Here is a 22,146-nt window from a genome sequence, read left to right on the forward strand (position 1 = left end):
AGTTTTCGTTGAGTGTTGAAAGTAACGGAATTGACGTAGCGTGTTTTGACGAAATTTACGAGTATCTATTTTCGAAAACATTGATTTCACACAGTAAGATTAGGGTTATATATGTGTATTATTCTTCTTAATAACAATATTTCTCATTATCAATCTCTATTGGATGCTTATGAACCTATCACAGCTTGAGCAAGGCAAAGCGGCCATTGTCGTCTCCCTTACTGGGTTATCTCCCGAAGTTAGAAAAAAACTAATGGTAATGGGGGTTTTACCTAAAACCGAAGTCACTCTAATTCGTCGTGCACCAATGGGAGATCCATTGCAAGTTGAGGTTAGAGGCGTCTCTATTGCAATTCGTCAGAATATCGCTCAGCAGATTGAGGTGAGTCTATGAACTATCAAGTATTGACGGTAGGTAACCCAAACAGCGGTAAAACAACCTTGTTCAACGCCCTGACGGGTGCAAAGCAGCACGTTGGTAACTGGGCTGGTGTTACGGTAGAGAAGAAAACAGGTACGTACAGTCACGCAGGTGATGAGTTCAAGCTGACAGACCTTCCAGGTATCTACGCTCTAGACAGTGGTAATGATGCAAACAGCATCGACGAGTCGATCGCTTCTCGTGCTGTACTGACTCACCCTGCAGATGTGATCATCAATGTGGTCGATGCGAGCAGCTTAGAGCGCAGCTTATATATGACACTTCAGCTGCGTGAGATGGGTCGTCCAATGATTGTTGTATTAAACAAGATGGATGTACTTAAGCGTGAGCGTCAGGTGGTTGATCAAAAAGCACTAGAGAAAGCACTAGGTTGTCCGGTACTTAGCCTTTCTGCGAACGATAAGTCGCAAGTTGTTCGTTTTAAAGAAAAGCTGCATAAATTATTGGTTCAAGGTGTCAGCCTAGAGCCGATTGCTATTGATTATGAAGAAGCGTTCGAAGCGTTATTGCCACAAGTTGAATCGAAATTTGATGACGCGGATGTCTCACACCGTGCACTTGCTATTCGCGCCCTTGAAAATGATTACCTAGTTTTGAATAGCCTTGCGCCAAACGAGCGTCAACAAATCGATGCCGTAAGATCTGCTGCACAATTTGATATCGATTTAGCGGTTGCAGATGCAAAATACACCATGCTTCATGAATTGTGTAAGCGCGTGCGTCGTAGTGAGGGTAAATTGAGCCGAAGCTTTACCGAGAAAGCTGACCAACTCATTCTTAATAAGTGGGTCGGCATTCCGTTCTTCTTTGTTGTGATGTATCTGATGTTTATGTTCTCCATTAACATCGGCAGCGCATTCATCGACTTCTTTGACATCGGCGTTGGCGCACTGTTGGTAGATGGTGGTCACTACTTATTGGATGATCATTTGCCAGTTTGGCTGGTGACTATCTTAGCTGATGGCATTGGTGGCGGTATTCAAACGGTCGCGACCTTTATTCCGGTGATTGCTTGTTTGTACTTGTTCCTTGCTGTTCTAGAAAGCTCAGGTTACATGGCTCGTGCAGCGTTCGTACTTGATAAAGTAATGCAGAAAATTGGCCTGCCGGGTAAAGCCTTTGTTCCATTAGTATTGGGTTTCGGTTGTAACGTACCTTCTATCATGGCGACTCGTACGCTTGACCAAGAGCGTGAGCGTAAGTTAGCGGCAGCAATGGCTCCGTTCATGTCATGTGGTGCTCGTCTACCTGTATACGCGTTGTTCGCTGCGGCTTTTTTCCCTGGCGCGGGTCAAAACATCGTGTTTGCACTGTACTTACTAGGCATCGTAGCATCTATCTTTACTGGCCTATTCCTAAAGAATACGCTTTATCCAGGTAGCAGTGACAGTCTAGTGATGGAGATGCCAGATTACGAATTGCCAACTATGCAAAACGTAATGCTTAAGACATGGCAGAAGCTGAAGCGTTTCGTTCTGGGTGCAGGTAAAACCATCGTTATGGTGGTAGCGATTCTGAGCTTCCTTAACTCATTGGGTACTGATGGCTCATTTGGTAACGAAGACAGCGAAAACTCAGTGTTGTCAAAAGCGGCTCAAGTCGTTACGCCTGTGTTTGCACCAATCGGTATTCAAGAAGAAAACTGGCCAGCGACGGTCGGTATTATTACCGGTATCTTTGCTAAAGAAGCGGTAGTGGGTACGCTAAATAGCTTGTACACCACACCTTCAGAGGAAGAAGCTGCGGAGTTCGATCTAGCGGGTAGTTTGCATGAAGCGGTAATGACCATTCCGGACAACCTAGCAGGTCTAAGCTATTCAGATCCTCTTGGTATCGAAGTCGGTGACCTTTCAGATTCAAGCGCTGTGGCTGAAGAGCAAGAAGTAGATACATCTATCTTTGGTAACCTAAAAGAGAAGTTCGTTTCTAGCCATGCAGCGTTTGCGTACCTTATTCTAATCCTGCTTTACACACCTTGTGTTGCAGCAATGGGTGCTTACGTAAGAGAGTTTGGTCAAATGTATGCGCGTTTTATCGCTGTTTGGACGATGGCGTTGGGTTACTTTGGCGCGACTTTCTATTATCAAGCGGCGAACTTTGCTGCTCACCCAGTCACCAGTGCGGTTTGGATGGTTGTGATTGTGGCAGGTTTCGTTCTTACCTACATTGGCTTTAAAAAGTTAGGTAAAAAGCAGCGTGCAATAGAGGCTCAATTCGCATGATTTTAAAAGAACTGCATCAATACATTTGTGAACACGGTGGAGCTGCTCGTAAAGAGTTAGCGGCAAAGTTTGGCATGAGTGAAGACGGCGTCGATGCGATGCTGAATGTTTGGATTAGGAAGGGTAAGCTAAGTCGACTTGTGGATACCAATCAACATGGCCACACGACTCGAATACGTTACACCATCAATCAGCAAGACAGTCTGTCGCTTAATGTGATGATGTAGTTCGATAGAGCTTAAAACTAAAACCGCAGCTTGGTAGCTGCGGTTTTTTTTTGACATTGAATCTTTGAATCAAGCTTTTTGGAATAGTGAACTCAGTGACAAGACGTTCTGGATACGAGTGAGGATCGCTGTTTGCTCTTCTTCGCTGCGTTGTTCACCCTTAGTATTCCCCCAAACGGGTCCCGGCCATGCGATGTCATCTTTAAAGCGGGCGATATGGTGAATGTGCAATTGAGGTACCATGTTACCCAGTGCACCTAAGTTCAGTTTGTCTGGCTGAAAAGTGGCTTCTAATGCTTGGCTTACCGCTTGCGACTCGTGGAGGAACTGCTGTTGCTCTTTCATCGGTAGATGATGAAGTTCTTTTAGATTTGCACGCTTTGGTACAAGAATAACCCAAGGCACAGCGTTGTCTTTGTGAAGAAGGGCAAGGCTAAGTGGGAATTCGCCAATAACAGTGGTGTCTTTTGCCAATTGAGGATGAAGTTCGAAGCTCATGATCTTTCCAATTAGTTGTTTTAGTTGAGTATAAGGTTGGAATGAGAATGTGGCTAGCGCTTACGTTCTCAATAAGCAGATTCGCTATCACGTTCGTTCCTCATTGTAGGGAATGACAGATGAGGGAGAGTGATAGTGCGTCACTTTTGTTGCATTGGACTTACGACACCTATATGCGTCATCTCCTAAAGCGACGAAGGAGCGTAGTAGGAGCTCTCTTGCTTTGGAAATCTGCGGATAGTGGAGATTGCTAAGTAAACGTAATCTCCAAATAAAACAAAAGGTTGACGCTTTCACGTCAACCTTTCTAATTATTTCGAATTTCGAATTTCGAATTTCGAATTTCGAATCTCGAACCGCTTACATGCGCTCTAGAGTATCGATACCCAGTAGAGATAGACCTTGTTTGATGGTCTTCGCTGTTAGTGCAGCAAGCTTCAGACGGCTCTGCTTAACTGCTTCGTCTTCAGCAACAAGGATAGGGCACGCTTCGTAGAAGCTAGAGAATTGACCCGCTAGTTCGAATAGGTAAGTACACATGATGTGCGGTTGACCTTCGCGAGCAACAGATTGAACCGCTTCTTCAAATTGTAGAAGTTTCGCGATAAGTGCTTTCTCTTTCTCTGCAGTGATTTTGATTTCACCTTCAAGAGAGTCCATAGAAACACCCGCTTTAGCGAATACAGAAGCAACACGTGTGTAAGCGTACTGCATGTATGGTGCAGTGTTGCCTTCAAACGCCAGCATGTTGTCCCAGTCGAACACGTAGTCTGTAGTACGGTGCTTAGAAAGGTCTGCATATTTAACCGCTGCCATAGCAACCGTGTTTGCGATGTTTTTCTTCTCGTCTTCAGCCAGTTCTGGGTTCTTTGATTCGATCAGTTGCGCTGCACGAACTTCTGCTTCGTCTAGAAGATCAGCAAGACGAACCGTACCACCAGCACGAGTCTTGAATGGTTTACCATCTTTACCTAGCATCATGCCGAACGCGTGGTGCTCAAGAGATACAGACTCAGGGATGTAGCCCGCTTTACGAACGATAGTCCAAGCTTGCATTAGATGTTGGTGCTGACGAGAGTCGATGAAGTAAAGAACGCGGTCTGCGCCTAGCTCTTCGTAACGGTACTTAGCACATGCAATATCAGTTGTTGTGTATAGGAAGCCGCCGTCGCGTTTTTGGATGATAACGCCCATTGGGTCGCCATCTTTGTTCTTGTACTCATCTAGGAAAACAACTTGTGCGCCGTCGTCTTCTTGAGCAAGACCTTGAGCTTTCAAGTCTTCAACGATTGCAGGAAGCATGTCGTTGTACTTACTTTCACCCATCACGTCATCACGAGTTAGAGATACGTTTAGACGGTCGTAGTTACGCTGGTTTTGAATCATGGTGATATCAACCAGTTTCTTCCACATCTCCGCGCAGAACTCGTCGCCACTTTGCAGTTTCACTACGTAGTTACGTGCTTTTACAGCGAACTCTTCGTCTTCGTCGTATAGCTTCTTAGACTCTCGGTAGAAAGCTTCAAGATCAGAAAGCTCCATAGAAACTTCACCAGACTCTTGTTGTACACGCTCAAGGTTTGCGATAAGCATACCGAACTGAGTACCCCAGTCACCGATGTGGTTAGCACGGATAACCTTGTGGCCTAGGAATTCTAGAGTACGAACAACCGCATCACCGATGATAGTTGAACGTAGGTGACCAACGTGCATTTCTTTAGCAACGTTTGGAGCAGAGTAGTCCGCAACAATCGTTTGAGCTTCAGCTGCTGCAACGCCAAGACGAGAGTCAGCCAGTGCTGCGTCTGCTTGTTGTGCAAGGAAAGCTTCATCTAGGAAGATGTTTAGGAAACCTGGGCCTGCGATTTCAACTTTAGAAGCGATACCGTCTAGGTTTAGAACGTCCAATACTTTTTGAGCAAACTCTCGTGGATTAGTGCCTAGTCGTTTAGCAACGCCCATAACGCCGTTTGCTTGGTAGTCACCAAATTGTGGTTTTGCAGATTGACGAACCGCTGCAGGAGAGCCTGCAGGTGCGCCAGCGGCTTCTAGAGCCTGAGATACTTTGTCATTAATCAGTGCTTGGATATTCACACGCGTTTCCTTCAATTCAAGGATGATAAGAGTGGCTGTTCTTTCGTTGTTCGCTAAGGTTAAGGGACAATTGACTTAACGCTTTAGTGATGAAATGAACAACAGACTCTGTTTGAGTTCACAAAAATGGCGGTAATGATACCAATTTTGTTGGCCTTCTTATAGGGCGGATTGATAGAAAATTTACATTTCCTCTAACCAAATAAGCACAATCACAGAATAGAAATCTAAACCATAGGCAATAGAAGGCTTGTTGCAAAAAATAGAGCTGCTACCATGCGCGCATTAGATTTGGAGAAAGTAGATTATGACGCTCACGCAAGCCCAATTAGAACCACAACAGATGATGGAACGACTCGATGACTTTATGGGTAAAATCGAGGAGTTTGGCAACAAGCTGGGGTTAGATCTTAGCTTTGCTCAAGCCGACCATATTGCGATGAGAGTGAACGACACCGCGTTAGCCAAAGCGGCGCATGAGGCATGGGCAAGCTATGGTGAAACCATTTCTCAGGCGATGATCAATGGTCGCCCAATTGTAGTGATCGCTTTTGATGAACCATTAAAGAGCCGTGGTTGGTCGATTGAATGTTTAGAATTGCCGTATCCGGCAGAAGGTAAGGTTTACCCGAGCCAAGATTGGGAACATGTTGAGTTTGTGATTCCATCTCATGCACAAACGGCTGATGAATACTTAGCGGATCTTAAAGACACTTACCCGCAGTTCGCGGCTAACTTTGAAACATTGGCAGAGCAAGGCGTTAAGATCAAACTCTCAAGCCCGAAAGGGGAAGGTGAGCGTTTGAATAACCCAACGGTTGCGTTTAAGCATCAAGGGATTTGCATCAAGCTGCATCCACACTCGTTGAAGAAGATTGTGGAATCAGAGCAGGGTTAATAACGCCCTTCATTACAATGAAAAAAAAGGGTTGACGATAATTGCCAACCCTTTAAAACTACTCGCTATAAAATCACAGTCTTGTTGCCGTAAACAAATACATGATCGTTTATCACCTTGTTTAGCGCCTTACTCAACACATTCTTTTCTACGTCGCGACCTGCTTGAGCCATGTCTTTAGCACTGAAGTTGTGGTCTACAGGGATCACGTCTTGCTTGATGATTGGACCTTCATCTAAATCGTTAGTCACGAAGTGAGCCGTTGCACCAATGATTTTTACGCCACGCTCATACGCTTGCTGATATGGTTTAGCGCCAATGAATGCAGGCAAGAAGCTGTGGTGAATGTTGATGATCTTGTGGTTGTACTTCTCTACAAAACCCGGTGTTAACACGCGCATGTATTTCGCTAGGACGAGGTAATCGGCGTTGTAGCTGTCGATCACTTCTAGCATTTTTTGCTCGTGCTCTTCTCGGTTGAGCCCTTCGTGAGAAACGTGGTGATAAGGGATGTCAAAGCGCTCTGTTAGGCTTTGCAGAATATCGTAGTTACCAACAACAGCAGCAATTTCAACATCTAGGCTACCATCGAAATTCTTCATCAGAATATCACCTAGGCAGTGCGCTTCTTTGGTCACTAGAACCACGATACGTTTACGTGATGAGCCCATGAGTTTGCGCTTGGCGTTTTCTGGTAGAGCTTGGTCTAAATCGGCAAGAAAAGTCTCGTCGTTGAAATACCCTTCAAGCTCGGTACGCATAAAGAAGTGGCCGCTGGTATTATCGACAAACTCGTTGTTGTGGATGATGTTGAGTTGGTGTTTGTAACAAATGTTGGTGATTTTAGAAATCAGGCCCGGCGCATCAGTACAATGCGTCAGCAGTGTCTTTTTTTCCATTTCCATCTTACTTCCATGAAATAATTCTAATTTTTCAAAAAATATACAACCAGTCGAACGGTTAACTGAGCCGTAATATGACTGTTATAATTAATCTATTATTAACTGACTTTCAACAAAATATATTGAAGAAGGATTGTTTTAATAAATATCCCTCTGCGGAATTATTTATAAGCTCTATTTTTGTAGCTTATTCATATGCTTAATATTTCTATCATGCAGATGCAGTCTCGATTCGCGCTTGCTCACTAAACCTGCCATACTGCACGGTCTGATTTCTCAACCTGTACACGGTTTTCTTCAAGTTCATAAATTATGATATCCAAAACGTTTTCTGCTGATGGTGCGCTCGGTAAAGCCATTCCCGGTTTTCAGCCGCGACAAGCTCAGCTTGATATGGCCGAAGCGGTTTCAAGTGCAATCAAAGATCAAAGTCAGTTGGTGGTTGAAGCTGGGACGGGTACAGGTAAAACTTTTGCTTATTTGGTTCCTGCATTACTCAGCGGCAAGAAAACTATCATAAGTACAGGCTCGAAGAACCTTCAAGAGCAGCTTTTTCACCGCGATCTGCCGTTAATGACAGATGCGCTTGGCTTTTACGGCCAAGTTGCCTTGTTGAAAGGGCGGTCTAACTACCTTTGCTTAGATAGACTCAGTCGCCAGATGATAGAAAGCCATGGAACTCATACCGACCCAACACTGCTGGCACAGCTTGTTAAGGTGCGCAGTTGGTCGTCGTCGACTCAAACTGGGGACCTTGGTGATTGTGATGATATCGCCGAAGACAGTCCAATCATCCCGACAATCACGTCGACCAACGATAACTGTTTAGGAAAAGAGTGCCCAAGCTATACAGACTGTTTTGTACTTAAAGCTCGTAAGAAAGCGATGGATTCCGATGTGGTTGTGGTGAACCACCATCTATTCTTGGCAGACTTGGCGATCAGAGAAACAGGCTTTGGCGAACTCATTCCCGATGCTGATGTGTTTATCTTCGACGAAGCGCATCAACTGCCAGATATTGCTAGTGAGTATTTCGGTCAATCTGTGTCGAGTCGTCAGATCCATGAGCTCGCAAAAGATATTGAAATTGGTTATCGCACTGAAGCTAAAGATATGCGCCAGCTACAGAAGGTGGGTGACAGGCTGGTCCAGTCGGCGGCTGATCTTAGAATCGTACTGGGAGATACCGGCTTTCGAGGAAATTGGCGTGAAGCTCTGAAATCGGAGTCTATTGCGCGAGAGTTAGTGCGAATGCAAGACGCTCTTCAGTTAGCGGTAGATGTACTTAAGCTAGCGTTGGGGCGCAGTCAGCTATTAGATACTGCTTTCGAGCGCGCAACATTGATTAAAGCGCGTATTGAACGCGTCTGTGATGTCTCTATTACAGGATATTCCTATTGGTATGACACCACTCCGCGCCATTTTGCATTGCATATAACGCCGCTTTCTGTGGCAGATAAGTTCCATGAACAGATTGAGCTAAAACCCGGTGCATGGATCTTTACGTCGGCAACGTTAGCTGTTTCGGATGACTTCGACCATTTTACATCGCGTCTTGGTTTGAAGCCGAGTCAGCAATTTTCGCTACCCAGCCCATTCGATTATCCGAAACAGGCGCGTTTGTGTGTGCCTCGTTACCTGCCTGAACCAAACAGCCCGGGGTTAGCAGATAAATTAGTGCGAATGCTTGCGCCAGTGATTGAACAGAACCAAGGGCGATGTTTCTTCCTATGTACGTCTCATAGCATGATGAGAGAGCTTGGTGAGCGTTTTCGCGAAACCTTGAGCGTTCCGGTATTGCTTCAAGGCGAAACCAGCAAACAAAAAACCTTAGCTGAGTTTATGGTACTTGGTAATGCGCTGCTGGTGGCTACGGGTGCATTCTGGGAAGGGATAGATGTTAGGGGCGACGCGTTAAGCTGTGTTATCATCGACAAATTACCCTTTACGGCACCCGATGATCCCTTGCTTAAAGCGCGGATCGAAGATTGTAAGCTCAAAGGGGGCGACCCGTTTGCTCAGGTTCAACTGCCTGATGCGGTGATCACCCTCAAGCAAGGTGTCGGGCGATTGATTCGTGATAAGAGCGACAGTGGCGCACTGATTATTTGTGATAATCGCTTAGTGACTCGGGATTACGGCGGCATTTTCCTAGGGAGTTTACCTCCTATTCCTCGTACCCGAGATTTAGGGGTAATTAAAGAATTTCTAGCCAAAGCTGACGAACGATAAGTGGTGCTTTGGCGACTGTTTTTAGATTTAGATAACGAATATTTGAGACACAAATGAGCGCAAAAATTCTTGCAGTAGATACAGCAACGGAAAACTGTTCAGTAGCATTGATGGTGGGAGAGCAAGTGTTCGCCCGCAGTGAAGTAGCACCACGTGACCATACTAAAAAAGTACTGCCTATGGTTGATGAAGTACTGAAGGAAGCGGGGTTGACCTTAGCTGAGCTTGATGCGATTGCATTTGGTCAAGGCCCAGGTAGCTTTACTGGTGTACGCATTGGTATTGGTATCGCACAAGGTTTAGCCTTTGGTGCTGATTTGCCTATGATTGGTGTATCAACACTTGAAGCCATGGCGCAATCGAGCTACCGCCAGTTTGGTGATACACATGTTGCAAGTGCTATTGATGCGCGTATGAGCGAAGTTTACTGGGCACGCTACAGTCGTGAGCAGGATGGTCGTTGGTCTCTTGTTGATGAAGAGTGTGTTATTCCGCCACAAGAGCTTGTGAACCAAATTGATGAAGACCAAAACACATGGGCAAAAGTCGGTACTGGTTGGGCTGCGTACGCTGAACACATGGATACACTATCATTATCGACAAAGCCAAGCGAAGTTCTTTATCCAGAGGCGCAAGACATGGCGTTCATCGCTCAGTTTGCATTTGCTGCAGGTAAAGCGGTACCAGTAGAAGACTCTGAGCCGGTATATCTGCGCGATAAGGTCGCTTGGAAGAAACTTCCTGGTCGCGAGTAAATGTCTTAGTCGCGAAGTGAGCTTTCTGATTGCAAACTAAGCGACTTAGCTATGAATCAAAAAAACGTCATAACTTTTACAAGGTTCTGATAACCCTGGGCTCTAAATAGCGCATATTTGGGGCCATATCGAGGCAGAGATTGAGTGAATGGTATCAATTAATGGTTTACCTCCTTCAGCGATAGGCAATACATCTAAGACCAATCGCACCAACAAGAAGAATCAGGTAAAGAAAACTGATGCAAAGACCTCAGTGGGGCAACCCAGTAAGGTCGCCAATGCTGTCTCGCACTCTATTCGTCATGTTCAAGAATCGGATATTCACCGAGCTCAAGTCCAATACGACCTTCCAGAAGGGCGTGGGCGAAAGGCCATGGAAGAGTATATGGATGTCATGAATCAGGCGAAAAAAGAGGAACTTACAAGACTCATCGGTGTCGATATTTATATATAAAAACATCAATTTATCTTCTATTTTAAGGGTTAGAACCATGTCGATTTCCCCTGCAAAGTTGCGCCTTTTTGCCCTAAGCCTATTCACGTTCCTATTAGTTGGCTGCTCATCTTTACCCACCGAACTGGAAGCTTCATCAGAAACCGTTATTACTGACTATCAAGAGTGGGTCAACCAGTTGCCTGAGGCTAAAGATGTCCGTTTGGGTGGTGTGATTGCTAAGGTGACGAATCTTAAAGATAAATCACGTGTTGAAGTGGTGAACATGCCGATCTCTAGCAGCGGCAAGCCAGACCTTAATGCTGAACCAAGTGGCCGTTTCGTGGCTTATGTGGATGGTTATGTTGAGCCTTTAAGCTTTGCTGAAGGTCGTTTGGTGACTTTTGTGGGGCAATCAGCAGGTTCCGAAGATGGTAAAATCGGTGAATTCCCATATACCTTTCCTGTGATGAATGCAGATAATCAGCGCCTATGGCAAATTACAGAGCGTGTGATTGTGAATGACTTTGCTCCGACTTATTACTCGTGTCGTAGCCTACATTGTCGTAGTTTCCAGACCATGCCAAGACAAGGGCGAGTGGTGCAAGACTTAGAATAGTCACCCAAGTTACACCCCGTTTGAATACGCAAGATTAAGGAATGATCACAACGGATGATTGAAAGATCTTACCAACTTCCAAGCGGCACTATGGTGTGCCAAGAGCTTGGAGACATAGAAACGGCCGCTTTGACGGTCGTTTTTGTTCATGGCTGGTTAGATAACTCTGCCAGTTTTACCTCCTTGATGCAGGCTATGCATGCAAAGTCGAATCAATATCACTTGGTAGCAATAGACCTGTTTGGACACGGGCATTCATCGCATAAGTCCGGTAGTTATTATCCTTTTCATGACTATATCGATGATTTACATCAGCTGGTGGGTAAATTATCGCCAAACAGACTGGTACTAGTAGGACATTCGCTTGGTGCATTGATCGCAAGTTGCTATAGTGCCGCTTTTCCTGAAATGGTGTCGGGATTAATCCAAATTGAAGGTCACGGACCTCTTTCCGAAGCTCCCCAAGCAACAGTCTCTCGTTTGCGAGATGGGGTACTCAGTCGTCAACGACAGCGAAGAAAGCCTTCACGTCCGCTAGCAAGCTTAGAGGATGCTATTAAGCTGAGATCTCAGGCTAACCAGATTGCACCAGATTTGATCGCTCCGGTTGTTGTTCGAGGCATTGCTCAATTTGAGGGCACTTGGCAGTGGCGCAGCGACCCAAAATTGAAGTGTGACTCTGTTTATAGGATGTCTCAAGCGCACGCAGATGCGATAAATGAAGCGATAGAATGCCCTCAATTGATAATTTTGGGAAATGAAGGATTTAAGGATTTACAGCATAATCGCTACAAATCCACTCAAAATCCCCCAATTATCGAGATGATTTCAGGCGGACACCATTGTCATTTAGAGAACCCAGAGTCAGTTTCTGAGCTAATTCTTGGTGTAGTTAACAAAATTTAAACAAGTGTTTGAGCCTTTTAGTGCTCATGCACTAAAGCTGTGCTGTAATATCGCCATGATAAATAGCGGCGAAACAGTCGTCAGCTGATAAACGAGGAGTAACATCGTGGATAAACCTTGGCTTTCACGTTATCCAAGTGACGTACCAGAAACGATCAACCCAGATCAGTACCCATCTTTAGTTGAGATGTTTGAGCAGTCAGTACAGAAATACGCTGACCAACCAGCATTCGAAAACATGGGTTCTATCATGACTTTCCGTAAGCTTGAAGAGCGCAGCCGTGCTTTCGCCGCTTACCTACAAAACGATCTGAAGCTGAAAAAGGGCGATCGTGTCGCTCTGATGATGCCAAACCTTCTGCAATACCCAATTGCTCTATTTGGTGTTCTGCGTGCTGGTATGATTGCGGTTAACGTAAACCCTCTGTACACCCCACGTGAACTTGAGCACCAGCTAAACGACTCGGGCGCAAAAGCGATTGTTATCGTTTCTAACTTTGCGAGCACGCTTGAGAAAGTGGTTGATAACACTCCAGTGAAGCACGTAGTACTGACTAGCCTTGGTCAAATGCTTCCTCGGGCGAAAGGCACGATTGTCGATTTCGTTGTGAAGTACGTGAAAGGCATGGTTCCTAAATACGATCTTCCTGGTGCAATCTCATTCCGTAAAGCACTGCACAAAGGTCGCCGCCTACAATATGTAAAACCATTTATGTCTGGCGACGACATCGCATTTCTGCAGTACACAGGTGGTACTACTGGCGTAGCGAAAGGCGCAATTCTAACGCACCGCAATATGATCGCGAACGTACTGCAGGCAAAAGGTGCATATGGCCCTGTATTGAATGAAGGTCGTGAGCTAGTAGTAACGGCGCTGCCGCTTTACCATGTATTCGCACTGACAGTAAACTGCTTACTGTTCGTTGAAATGGGTGGTCGTAACCTACTTATCACTAACCCTCGTGATATTCCTGGCTTCATCAAAGAGCTGCAAAAAGTACCATTTACAGCAATTACCGGTGTAAATACGCTATTTAATGCACTTGTAAACAATGAAGACTTCCATGAGCTAGATTTCAGTAACCTGCGTCTATCTGTTGGTGGTGGTATGGCGGTACAACGCGCCGTAGCAGAGCAATGGAAGAAAGTGACCGGTATTCACCTACTTGAAGGCTACGGTCTGACAGAGTGTTCTCCACTAGTAACTGGTAACCCATACGATCTAAAAGATTACACGGGCGCAATTGGTCTACCTGTACCATCGACAGACGTTCGTATTATTGATGACGAAGGTAATGTTGTTGCAAATGACCAAGTGGGTGAGCTGCAAGTTCGTGGCCCTCAAGTGATGCAAGGCTACTGGCAGCGTCCTGAAGCGACCAAAGAAGTGATCGATCATGATGGCTGGTTGTCGACGGGTGATATCGTTAAGTTTGATGATGAAGGCTTACTGCATATCGTTGACCGTAAAAAAGATATGATTTTGGTATCAGGCTTCAATGTATATCCGAATGAAATTGAAAATGTCGTTGCACTGCACGGTCAGGTTCTAGAAGTCGCTGCAATTGGCCAACCACACGAAGTTTCTGGTGAGCTAGTGAAGGTTTACGTGGTTAAGCGTGATCCAAGCCTGACTAAAGAAGACGTGATTGCACACTGTCGTGAACATCTAACTGGTTACAAGGTACCAAAACTGGTTGAGTTCCGTGATGAGCTACCAAAGACTAACGTTGGTAAGATCTTACGTCGCGTGCTGCGTGAAGAGAATGATGCAGAGCTTGCTAAGCGCGCAAGTGAATAACTGATAGTCATATCGCTTAATCTAAGCGATGAATGCAAATTAGTGATAGAATGCCGACAGTCAATGTCGGCATTTTTGTATCCGGCGGAATAATTAAATCAGTGAGAGTTTTGTGAACTATCAAATCATTACCCAATTGAAAGACCTTGAACGCGTATGTCAGCAAGCCCGTGAAGCCGATGCCGTGATGCTTGATACCGAGTTTGTCCGCACTCGAACTTATTACCCGCAGTTAGGTTTGATTCAATTATTTGATGGTGAAACTCTGTCTTTGATTGACCCAATCGCATTGGATGAAATGACGCCATTTGTGTCACTTTTGAAAGACGCTTCAGTACTGAAAGTTCTACACGCTTGTGGCGAAGACTTAGAAGTGTTCCAAAATGCGTTTGGTTGTACGCCTACACCAATGGTGGATACTCAAATTATGGCGGCTTTCTTAGGCCATGGCTTATCAACGGGTTTCGCAGCCTTGGTATCTGAGTTCGTTGGTATCGATCTTGATAAGAGCGAATCACGCACAGATTGGTTAGCGCGCCCACTATCTCAAAAGCAGCTCGATTACGCTGCGGCAGACGTATACTACTTACTGCCAATGTATAACAAGCTGCTAGAGAAAGTGATGGAAGCTGGCTGGTGGGATGCTGCGCAGCAAGAGTCTGACCTGCAAGTGAGTAAGCGTATTCGCTCAGTTGAGCCAGAGAACGCTTACCTAGATATTAAAGGCGCTTGGCAGCTGAAACCGAAGCAACTTGCAATCCTGAAGCCTCTGGCAACTTGGCGATTAAAAGAAGCGATTAAGCGCGATTTAGCACTGAACTTTATTTTTAAAGAACAAGACCTATGGGCAGTAGCACGCTTTGCCATTAAGAATCCAAAACGAATGGAAGAAGAGGGCTTTGATTTCCGCTCAGTGCGCCGTCACGGTGCGAAAATCAGCTCTATAGTTAAACTGGCTGAGCACACACCAGAAGAAGAGTACCCAGCGGTCGTTGAACGCTTGATGGACTTCCCTGGCTACAAGCAGATGTTTAAAGTCCTCAAAGATGAAGTGAAAAAGGCGTCTCAACACAGCGGCTTAGCAACTGAGTTTATCGCTTCTAAAAAACAGCTTAATCAAGTCTTGAGTTGGGTTTGGAAACACGATCGCAACCCAGAAAAATTGCCTGATGTAATGCAAGGCTGGCGATTAGAGATCGCTGGTGAAAAGTTAGATAAGCTGATTAAGTAGTTCATTTAAAAATGAAATAGATATAAAAACGGCTCACTTGGAAGCAAGTGAGCCGTTTTTATATCTAGGATTGCGACGAAGTTATTTATCGTCTTCTGGCAGTTTGACGTTCAACTCAAGAACTGAGATGTCATCATCTTTGTGCTCGAATGATAGATCAACCATTGACGGGTCTACCTCAACGTACTTGGCGATGCACTTTAAGATATCTTCTTTCAGTTGCGGTAAGTACGAAGGTGCTGGGTCATCGTGACTACGGCGCTCAGCAACAATGATTTGTAGGCGCTCTTTTGCAAGATTAGCCGTGGTTTTCTTCTGTGGTCTGAAAAACTCTAGTAGTGACATTGTTGATTAGCCCCCGAACAGTCGTTTGAAGATGCCTTTCTTCTCTTCCGTTAGGAAGCGGAAGTCAACTTGGCTACCCAGCAGGCGGTCTACAGTATCGCTATATGCCATGCCTGCATCTGTCGCTTCATCAAAGATCACTGGAACACCTTTGTTTGATGCGTTAAGGACTGCTTGGCTCTCTGGAATGACACCTAATAGTGAGATGTGTAGGATCTCTTCTACATCTTCTACGCTTAGCATTTCGCCTTGGTTTACACGCGCTGGGTTGTAGCGTGTTAATAGCAGGTGAGTTTTCACTGGCTCTAGGCCATCTTCTGCGCGGCGTGATTTAGAATCTAAGATACCTAGAATACGGTCAGAGTCTCGAACCGAAGATACTTCTGGGTTCGTAGTAACAATCGCTTCATCCGCAAAGTAAAGCGCCATCAGGGCACCTTGCTCGATACCTGCCGGTGAGTCACAGATAATGAAGTCGAAGCCCATTTCGTCGAGTTCATCAAATACGCGACGAACACCATCTTTAGTTAGTGCGTCTTTATCACGAGTTTGAGAAGCTGGAAGAATGTACAGATTGTCTGTGCGCTTGTCTTTGATCATCGCTTGGTTCAGCGTTGCTTCACCATTGATAACGTTAACGAAATCGTATACGACACGACGCTCACAGCCCATGATAAGGTCTAGGTTACGCAGACCAATATCAAAGTCGATAACCGCTGTTTTCTTTCCCTTCAAAGCTAAACCAGAGGCAATAGCTGCACTGGAGGTAGTTTTACCAACACCGCCTTTACCTGACGTTACAACGATAATGCGTGCCATTATTTTTTCCTTTTATTTCTTTATAGTGCGAGTACGTCAACACGTAGTACGTCATTGTCCATACTGAGCATGGTCTTCTTCTGCCAATACTCGCTTTCAATTTGATCGCTGAGCCAGTAGTTGCCTGCAATGGAAACCAGCTCGGCTTGTAAATCGTTACAGATAATTTTCGCTTCAGTTTGACCGCTTGCTCCCGCAATTGCGCGGCCGCGTAATGTGCCATGAATATGGATACTGCCATCCGCTATGACTTCCGCTCCAGCACTCACGTGACTCAAAATTAATAAGTCGCCATCTTTAGCATAGACCTGTTGTCCAGAACGAATCGGAGTTCTTACTACTTTTGTGGGCGCCATCTTAGCTGGAGCCTGTGACGGAGACTTACTGGCCGTCATAACTGCGAACCCTGCTTCTTTTGCAAGGTTTTGCATGCGCTTATCGGAACAACCCGTTACGCCAACAGGGATCATACCAGCCTGAGAGATGCCGTTTTTTAGCTGAAGGAAGTCGATGTCACCAGCCACTTGGCTAATGTTAATCACAACAGGTGCAGCAGCAAAAAAGTTTGGGGCTTGGTCGACTTTTTCTTGAAGGAATGACACTGCATTTTCGACGTTATCATCGGATAAGTGCAAGACAGATAGCGTAAAGCTGCTACCTTTTAAATCTGGGTTACTAGACATCGAAAACTACAGGACCTCAATAACGGTTGGCTACAATTTCTTTCATCTTTACGATAAAGGGCATTGCCTGAAACTAGGTTTATCATGTTATATTCCCAGACCAAGCACAGCAAGTGATCTTGTTGTCAAATGGACGTTTTGTTCCCAATATTTCACCAACATAAACTATTGATCTCGCATGTGAGAGTTTTGTAGTCATAAACATTTAGAAAAGGTTTGTCATGCTGTGTTCTATATATAAAAGCTCAAAAAAAGAAGGAACATACCTTTATATCCCTAAGAAGGATGATTTTTCACAAGTTCCTGACGCATTGATGGAAATGTTTGGTAAACCTAGTTTCGTAATGGTCATCAAAATGGATGGCCGTAAATTGGCGCAAGTGAATATCGATAAAGTTCGTGAGTCTCTAGAAACTGACGGCTTCTTTTTACAACTGCCGCCACCACCAGTGAATGAACTTGAGTTGTACAAAGAGCGCAAGGCTCAACAAAACACTCAAGATGAAGAGTAATCGTACTCACCTTATTCAGGGAGGAATGATCGTTGAGTAAATTATCGCAAACCCTAATTACCGTGTCGGCATTGTTGGCCGGCAGTGCAGTGGCTCCGTTACACGCTAATGAGTTGAGCTTCGAACAGTTTGTTGAAAAGCTGAAGCAGCAAGGCTCAGAGCAAGGTATCTCTCAATCGATCATCGACCAAGCCTTTGACGGCGTGACGTTTAAACCGCGTGCGGTGAAGGCTGATAAAAACCAACCAGAGAAAAAGCTAACGCTGGACGAGTACATCCCAAGAGCTGTCCCTAAATGGAAGGTTAAACAAGCGCAGTCGCTTTATGATAAGCACTATACTGAGCTGAAACGCATTGGTGATGAATACGGTGTTCAACCTCGCTTTATCGTTGCATTGTGGGGTGTAGAGAGTAACTTTGGCACTTTTACTGGAAATTATCGTGTGATTGATGCGCTCACCACCATGGCTTACGAAGGTCGACGTGAGGCGTTCTTCACCAAAGAGGCGATGGCGGCTCTGACTATTCTTGAAGAGGGGCACATTAAGCCACAGGATATGAAAGGGTCGTGGGCTGGAGCGATGGGGCAACCTCAGTTTATGCCAAGCTCATTCTTAGCTTATGCAGCTGATGGTAATGGTGACGGCAAGAAGGATATCTGGAATACCGAGGCCGATGTTTTCGCTTCTGCGGCGAATTATCTCAGCCAGTCTGGTTGGGATGACAAGTACACATGGGGTAGGCAGGTAAAAGTGCCAGCGAATATCTCTTTAGACATGCAAGGTCGCTCGGAAGAGAAAGGTAAATACCTTCAAGAGTGGTCAAAGCTTGGGATTACGAGATTTGATGGTAGCCCGCTACCTAAGCTCGATGAAGATATTAAAGCGTGGTTAATCATGCCTGATGACCAAACAGGGCGCACCTATTTGGTTTATAACAACTACAATGTACTGATGAAGTGGAATCGTTCGTACTACTTTGCTCTGGCAGTGAGTCATCTTGCTGACCGAATTAAGTTTAAATAACTTAAGTTTAAATAATTGCTAAAGCAAAGCGGCGTAGGCCAACAGATTTAAAAGGGACTCTTCGGAGTCCTTTTGTTTTTTAGTCAACAACGTTTTCATACAAACAGAGGGTAAGCGAGTGTTAACAGACAGAGCTGCACAGATGGTGATCTTTCACGCCTTGATTAAGCACGGTGGCTTCACCAGTGCGGCGAAGAGCTTAAATGTATCGGTGTCGCACATCAGTAAGCAGGTCGCTCTATTAGAAGACAATATTGGTATTAAGCTGGTGCAGCGAACGACGCGCAGCTTAACCTTAACCGAAGCAGGTGAGGTGTTTTATCAACACTGTGAGCAGCTGTTTGGCACCTTAAAAGCGGCACAAATGGATATGGAGAGCCAGCGTGATGATGTTTCGGGTAAATTGCGCGTTGGTATTTCACAGTCATTCGGCACTCTGCATGTGATTCCTGCAATCGATCAGCTGCGCCAGCTCTACCCTCAATTAAAAGTTGAGGTTCACCTGTTCGACTATAAAGTGGATATGATCGAAGAGCGTTTGGATCTTTGGATCACCAATAATGAAGAGCTACCTGAAGGCTACATTGCCCAACGGCTAGCAGACAGCCAGTTTGTGGTGGCGGCGTCACCTGACTACCTGATCAAAGCAGGCACACCGAGTTGCCCATCAGATCTGAGTGATCACAACTGTCTAATCTATCGCAGCCGTGAACGTGATTATACCTCTTGGGCTTTCGACAATGGGCAAGAGAGCCTATGCGTTACTGTGAGTGGGGATTATTCTGTCGACTTAGCAGAAGCGGTAAGAGACGCGGCAGTAGCAGGCTGGGGGGTTGCCTATCTAGCGACTTACCTCGTTAAAGAGGAGTTTCGCAGTGGTCAATTAATCCAAGTATTACCGGAGTGGAAAGCGAGCCAGATCATGCCATTTTTTGCTGTCTATCCAAGCCGAAAAAATATGCCTAAGAAGCTGTCTACGGTGATTGAGTTCCTTAAACAACACATTGGTTCTCCGACTTATTGGGATAAAAATCTCAAAACTTGTGTTGAATTGCACCGCTAACTGTCGCTGTTTTTGAAAATATAATTTCCATATGGAAAAAGTACTAAAAATAATCAATAAACTTTTAATTAATTCAATAGGTTAGATATTTAGGGCTCTAGCGGCCTTTTATGCCAACATCCATGTAACAACCACCGCTTGCCGCAAACGGTTTCCTCTATACAATGCGTCGCCTTTCCTACTACAACTTTTCAGGTTTGACGCATATGGCATCCCTAATTGGAATCATTACTCTTCTAGTAATCGCTTGGTTACTATCTACGGACAGAAAAAATATTCAGCTAAGAACAGTCTCTCTTGCTTTCTTACTTCAGGTTTCTTTTGCACTGCTGGTGCTGTACGTACCTATGGGTAAAGACGTTCTTAATGGCGTGACGGGTGCAGTGTCGAGCTTAATCAACTATGGCCAAGAGGGTATTGGCTTTCTATTTGGCGGCTTGACCAACAGTGGATTTGTGTTTGCGATTAACGTACTGGGCATCATCATTTTCTTCTCGGCTCTGATTTCGGGTTTATACCACATTGGTTTCATGCCAAAAGTGATCAACCTAATTGGTGGCGCACTGCAGAAACTGTTAGGTACCGGTCGCGCGGAATCTCTGTCTGCTACAGCAAATATCTTTGTTGGTATGATTGAGGCACCGTTGGTGGTTAAGCCATATCTAAAGCACATGACTGATTCACAGCTGTTTGCGGTAATGACCTGTGGCTTGGCGTCGGTAGCAGGCGGTACGCTGGTAGGTTATGCGTCTCTGGGTGTAGACCTGAATTACCTGATTGCAGCGGCATTCATGTCTGCGCCTGCAGGTCTATTAATGGCGAAAATCTTGGTACCGGGCAGCGCTAATGAGACTCAAGAGAGTATTGAGTCAGATGTAGAAATTCCACGAGCAACAAACGTCGTTGAGGCAATGGCAGATGGGGCTATGTCTGGACTTCGTATTGCGGTCGCAGTGGGTGCAACACTTCTTGCTTTTGTTAGTGTGATTGCAATGCTGAATGGCATGCTAGGTGCTGTTGGTGGCTGGTTCGGTGTAGAGCTCAGCTTCGAACTTATCCTAGGTTATGTGTTTGCACCCGTTGCATGGCTGATTGGTGTGCCATGGAATGAAGCGGTAGTTGCGGGTTCTCTGATCGGTAATAAGATTGTCGTGAATGAGTTTGTTGCCTTCATCCAATTGATGGAAGCGAAAGATATGCTAAGTGAACACTCACAAGCTATCGTAACCTTTGCACTGTGTGGTTTTGCGAACATCTCAACCATGGCGATTCTTATCGGTGGTTTAGGCAGTCTAGTACCTGAGCGTCGCTCATTCATTTCAAAGTATGGCTTCCGCGCAATTTGCGCAGGCGTGCTAGCGAACTTGATGAGTGCGTCAATCGCGGGTGTCGCTCTGTCACTCTAAGCATTATTTATCTCAACAAAAAACAAAAGCCGCGATATCAATCGCGGCTTTCATGTATCTAATGGTTCTGTCTCTCTACGGATGATATAGAAAGTGGAACGAAGACTATTTATTTGAGTGGAACTGCTCACAAGCGATCATCGTATTCTCGATTAGGCTTGCTACTGTCATTGGGCCAACACCACCTGGAACTGGCGTAATGAAGCTTGCGCTCTCTTTTGCGACATCATATTCCACGTCGCCAACCAGTTTGCCAGACTCAAGACGGTTGATACCAACATCGACTACCACAGCGCCTTTCTTGATCCATGCGCCTGGAATGAAGTTAGGTTTACCTACGGCAACCACAACAACGTCTGCTTGACGTACGTGACCTTCTAAATCTTTAGTGAAACGGTGACAGGTGGTCGTAGTACAACCTGCTAGAAGCAGTTCAAGCGTCATTGGACGACCAACGATATTTGATGCACCAACAACAACGGCATGTTTACCACGTAAGTCGATGTTGTAGCGGTCAAGCAGAGTGATGATGCCTTTTGGCGTACAAGAGCGTAGCTTAGGGATACGTTGCGCTAGACGACCGACATTGTATGGGTGGAAGCCATCAACGTCTTTTTCCGGCGTAATACGTTCTAACACGTGTGTGCTATCGATACCTGCTGGAAGAGGTAGTTGCACAAGAATGCCATCGATCTCTGGATCTTCATTCAATTGGTCAACAAGTGTCAGTAACTCTTCTTCGGTTGCCGTCGCGGGTAAGTCAAAAGACTTTGAAACAAAACCGACTTCTTCACACGCTTTGCGCTTGCTTCCAACATAAACTTGAGAAGCTGGGTCTTCACCCACTAAAACTACCGCTAGGCCCGGAGCTCGTAAGCCTGCTTCTGTGCGTGCTTTTACACGTGCAGCAACTTCAGAACGAACGGTTTGAGAAATTAGCTTTCCATCAATATTTTGAGCAGTCATGAATTTCCTTAGTATTGATATTCAAGTTAGTGGCTGATGTTTTGGCGCATTATTCCAGAAAACGTTT

General features: G+C 45.3%; 22 protein-coding genes. 15 read left to right on the top strand and 7 right to left on the bottom strand.

What is annotated here, in order from left to right:
• The first annotated feature begins 169 nt into the window (after positions 1–169).
• Genes L1D60_RS12475 through L1D60_RS12485 form a run of 3 tightly spaced genes read left to right on the top strand, consistent with a single transcriptional unit; the run spans position 170 to position 2,891 of the window.
• Positions 170–394 carry a FeoA family protein gene (locus L1D60_RS12475; protein ID WP_239841337.1) on the top strand — a complete coding sequence of 75 codons (225 nt, stop codon included), beginning with the start codon at positions 170–172 and terminating at the stop codon, positions 392–394.
• On the top strand, positions 391–2,664 hold the full coding sequence (gene feoB / locus L1D60_RS12480; RefSeq protein WP_239841338.1) for a Fe(2+) transporter permease subunit FeoB: 2,274 nt from the start codon (positions 391–393) through the stop codon (positions 2,662–2,664). The genes L1D60_RS12475 and feoB overlap by 4 nt, the downstream gene beginning before the upstream one ends.
• On the top strand, positions 2,661–2,891 hold the full coding sequence (locus L1D60_RS12485) for a FeoC-like transcriptional regulator (protein ID WP_239841339.1): 231 nt from the start codon (positions 2,661–2,663) through the stop codon (positions 2,889–2,891). The genes feoB and L1D60_RS12485 overlap by 4 nt, the downstream gene beginning before the upstream one ends.
• 69 nt (positions 2,892–2,960) lie before the next feature.
• Here L1D60_RS12485 and L1D60_RS12490 read toward each other — a convergent pair whose 3' ends face one another.
• Both L1D60_RS12490 and argS read right to left on the bottom strand, forming a co-directional pair.
• Entirely contained in the window at positions 2,961–3,389 is a 429-nt protein-coding gene (locus tag L1D60_RS12490) for an HIT domain-containing protein (protein ID WP_239841340.1), read from the bottom strand.
• A 360-nt stretch (positions 3,390–3,749) separates the two neighbouring features.
• The gene (argS, locus tag L1D60_RS12495) at positions 3,750–5,483 is read right to left on the bottom strand and encodes an arginine--tRNA ligase (protein WP_239841341.1); all 1,734 of its coding nucleotides are present in this window, start codon (positions 5,481–5,483) and stop codon (positions 3,750–3,752) included.
• Positions 5,484–5,790: 307 nt separating this feature from the next.
• Between argS and L1D60_RS12500 the strand changes: the two genes are divergently transcribed.
• Positions 5,791–6,381: a VOC family protein gene (locus tag L1D60_RS12500; RefSeq protein ID WP_239841342.1), complete on the top strand. Its 591-nt coding sequence runs from the start codon at positions 5,791–5,793 to the stop codon at positions 6,379–6,381.
• A gap of 65 nt (positions 6,382–6,446) precedes the next feature.
• On the opposite strand, the gene purU is transcribed toward L1D60_RS12500, so the two are convergent.
• Positions 6,447–7,280, bottom strand: a complete 834-nt coding sequence (gene purU, locus L1D60_RS12505) for a formyltetrahydrofolate deformylase (protein ID WP_032552212.1) — start codon at positions 7,278–7,280, stop codon at positions 6,447–6,449.
• A gap of 315 nt (positions 7,281–7,595) precedes the next feature.
• Between purU and L1D60_RS12510 the strand changes: the two genes are divergently transcribed.
• The 7 genes from L1D60_RS12510 to rnd all read left to right on the top strand — a co-directional run bounded on the left by L1D60_RS12510 (position 7,596) and on the right by rnd (position 15,260).
• Positions 7,596–9,515: an ATP-dependent DNA helicase gene (locus L1D60_RS12510; RefSeq protein WP_239841343.1), complete on the top strand. Its 1,920-nt coding sequence runs from the start codon at positions 7,596–7,598 to the stop codon at positions 9,513–9,515.
• A gap of 53 nt (positions 9,516–9,568) precedes the next feature.
• Positions 9,569–10,270, top strand: a complete 702-nt coding sequence (tsaB, locus tag L1D60_RS12515; protein WP_239841344.1) for a tRNA (adenosine(37)-N6)-threonylcarbamoyltransferase complex dimerization subunit type 1 TsaB — start codon at positions 9,569–9,571, stop codon at positions 10,268–10,270.
• A 148-nt stretch (positions 10,271–10,418) separates the two neighbouring features.
• Positions 10,419–10,724, top strand: a complete 306-nt coding sequence (locus L1D60_RS12520) for a chromosome partitioning protein ParA (protein ID WP_239841345.1) — start codon at positions 10,419–10,421, stop codon at positions 10,722–10,724.
• A gap of 37 nt (positions 10,725–10,761) precedes the next feature.
• Positions 10,762–11,322, top strand: coding sequence for a Slp family lipoprotein (locus L1D60_RS12525; RefSeq protein WP_239841346.1), 561 nt, complete (start codon positions 10,762–10,764; stop codon positions 11,320–11,322).
• 54 nt (positions 11,323–11,376) lie between these two features.
• Positions 11,377–12,228, top strand: a complete 852-nt coding sequence (locus L1D60_RS12530) for an alpha/beta hydrolase (RefSeq protein ID WP_239841347.1) — start codon at positions 11,377–11,379, stop codon at positions 12,226–12,228.
• Positions 12,229–12,334: 106 nt separating this feature from the next.
• Positions 12,335–14,029, top strand: coding sequence for a long-chain-fatty-acid--CoA ligase FadD (gene fadD / locus L1D60_RS12535; protein ID WP_239841348.1), 1,695 nt, complete (start codon positions 12,335–12,337; stop codon positions 14,027–14,029).
• A gap of 112 nt (positions 14,030–14,141) precedes the next feature.
• On the top strand, positions 14,142–15,260 hold the full coding sequence (rnd, locus tag L1D60_RS12540) for a ribonuclease D (RefSeq protein ID WP_239841349.1): 1,119 nt from the start codon (positions 14,142–14,144) through the stop codon (positions 15,258–15,260).
• Between the two features lie 81 nt (positions 15,261–15,341).
• On the opposite strand, the gene minE is transcribed toward rnd, so the two are convergent.
• From minE to minC, 3 genes are read right to left on the bottom strand one after another with little or no spacing between them, the layout of a single operon-like run.
• A complete protein-coding gene (gene minE, locus L1D60_RS12545) occupies positions 15,342–15,605 on the bottom strand; it encodes a cell division topological specificity factor MinE (protein WP_032551884.1) in 264 nt (87 codons plus the stop codon).
• A 6-nt stretch (positions 15,606–15,611) separates the two neighbouring features.
• Positions 15,612–16,424, bottom strand: a complete 813-nt coding sequence (gene minD / locus L1D60_RS12550) for a septum site-determining protein MinD (protein WP_239841350.1) — start codon at positions 16,422–16,424, stop codon at positions 15,612–15,614.
• A gap of 20 nt (positions 16,425–16,444) precedes the next feature.
• Complete coding sequence (minC, locus tag L1D60_RS12555; RefSeq protein ID WP_239841351.1) at positions 16,445–17,107, bottom strand: septum site-determining protein MinC; 663 nt, start codon at positions 17,105–17,107, stop codon at positions 16,445–16,447.
• A gap of 221 nt (positions 17,108–17,328) precedes the next feature.
• Here minC and L1D60_RS12560 point away from each other — a divergent pair, with 221 nt between their 5' ends.
• The 4 genes from L1D60_RS12560 to L1D60_RS12575 all read left to right on the top strand — a co-directional run bounded on the left by L1D60_RS12560 (position 17,329) and on the right by L1D60_RS12575 (position 21,113).
• Positions 17,329–17,619 carry a YcgL domain-containing protein gene (locus tag L1D60_RS12560; RefSeq protein ID WP_032551887.1) on the top strand — a complete coding sequence of 97 codons (291 nt, stop codon included), beginning with the start codon at positions 17,329–17,331 and terminating at the stop codon, positions 17,617–17,619.
• A gap of 32 nt (positions 17,620–17,651) precedes the next feature.
• Complete coding sequence (locus L1D60_RS12565; protein WP_239841352.1) at positions 17,652–18,644, top strand: lytic murein transglycosylase; 993 nt, start codon at positions 17,652–17,654, stop codon at positions 18,642–18,644.
• Positions 18,645–18,786: 142 nt separating this feature from the next.
• A complete protein-coding gene (locus L1D60_RS12570) occupies positions 18,787–19,707 on the top strand; it encodes a LysR family transcriptional regulator (RefSeq protein ID WP_239841513.1) in 921 nt (306 codons plus the stop codon).
• Between the two features lie 206 nt (positions 19,708–19,913).
• On the top strand, positions 19,914–21,113 hold the full coding sequence (locus tag L1D60_RS12575) for a NupC/NupG family nucleoside CNT transporter (protein WP_239841353.1): 1,200 nt from the start codon (positions 19,914–19,916) through the stop codon (positions 21,111–21,113).
• Positions 21,114–21,218: 105 nt separating this feature from the next.
• Here L1D60_RS12575 and folD read toward each other — a convergent pair whose 3' ends face one another.
• Positions 21,219–22,079, bottom strand: coding sequence for a bifunctional methylenetetrahydrofolate dehydrogenase/methenyltetrahydrofolate cyclohydrolase FolD (gene folD, locus L1D60_RS12580; RefSeq protein WP_032551891.1), 861 nt, complete (start codon positions 22,077–22,079; stop codon positions 21,219–21,221).
• Positions 22,080–22,146: the final 67 nt, after the last annotated feature.

Source organism: Vibrio sp. Isolate30 (genome assembly GCF_022397975.1).
In the GTDB taxonomy this organism is placed as follows: Bacteria; Pseudomonadota; Gammaproteobacteria; order Enterobacterales; family Vibrionaceae; genus Vibrio; species Vibrio fortis.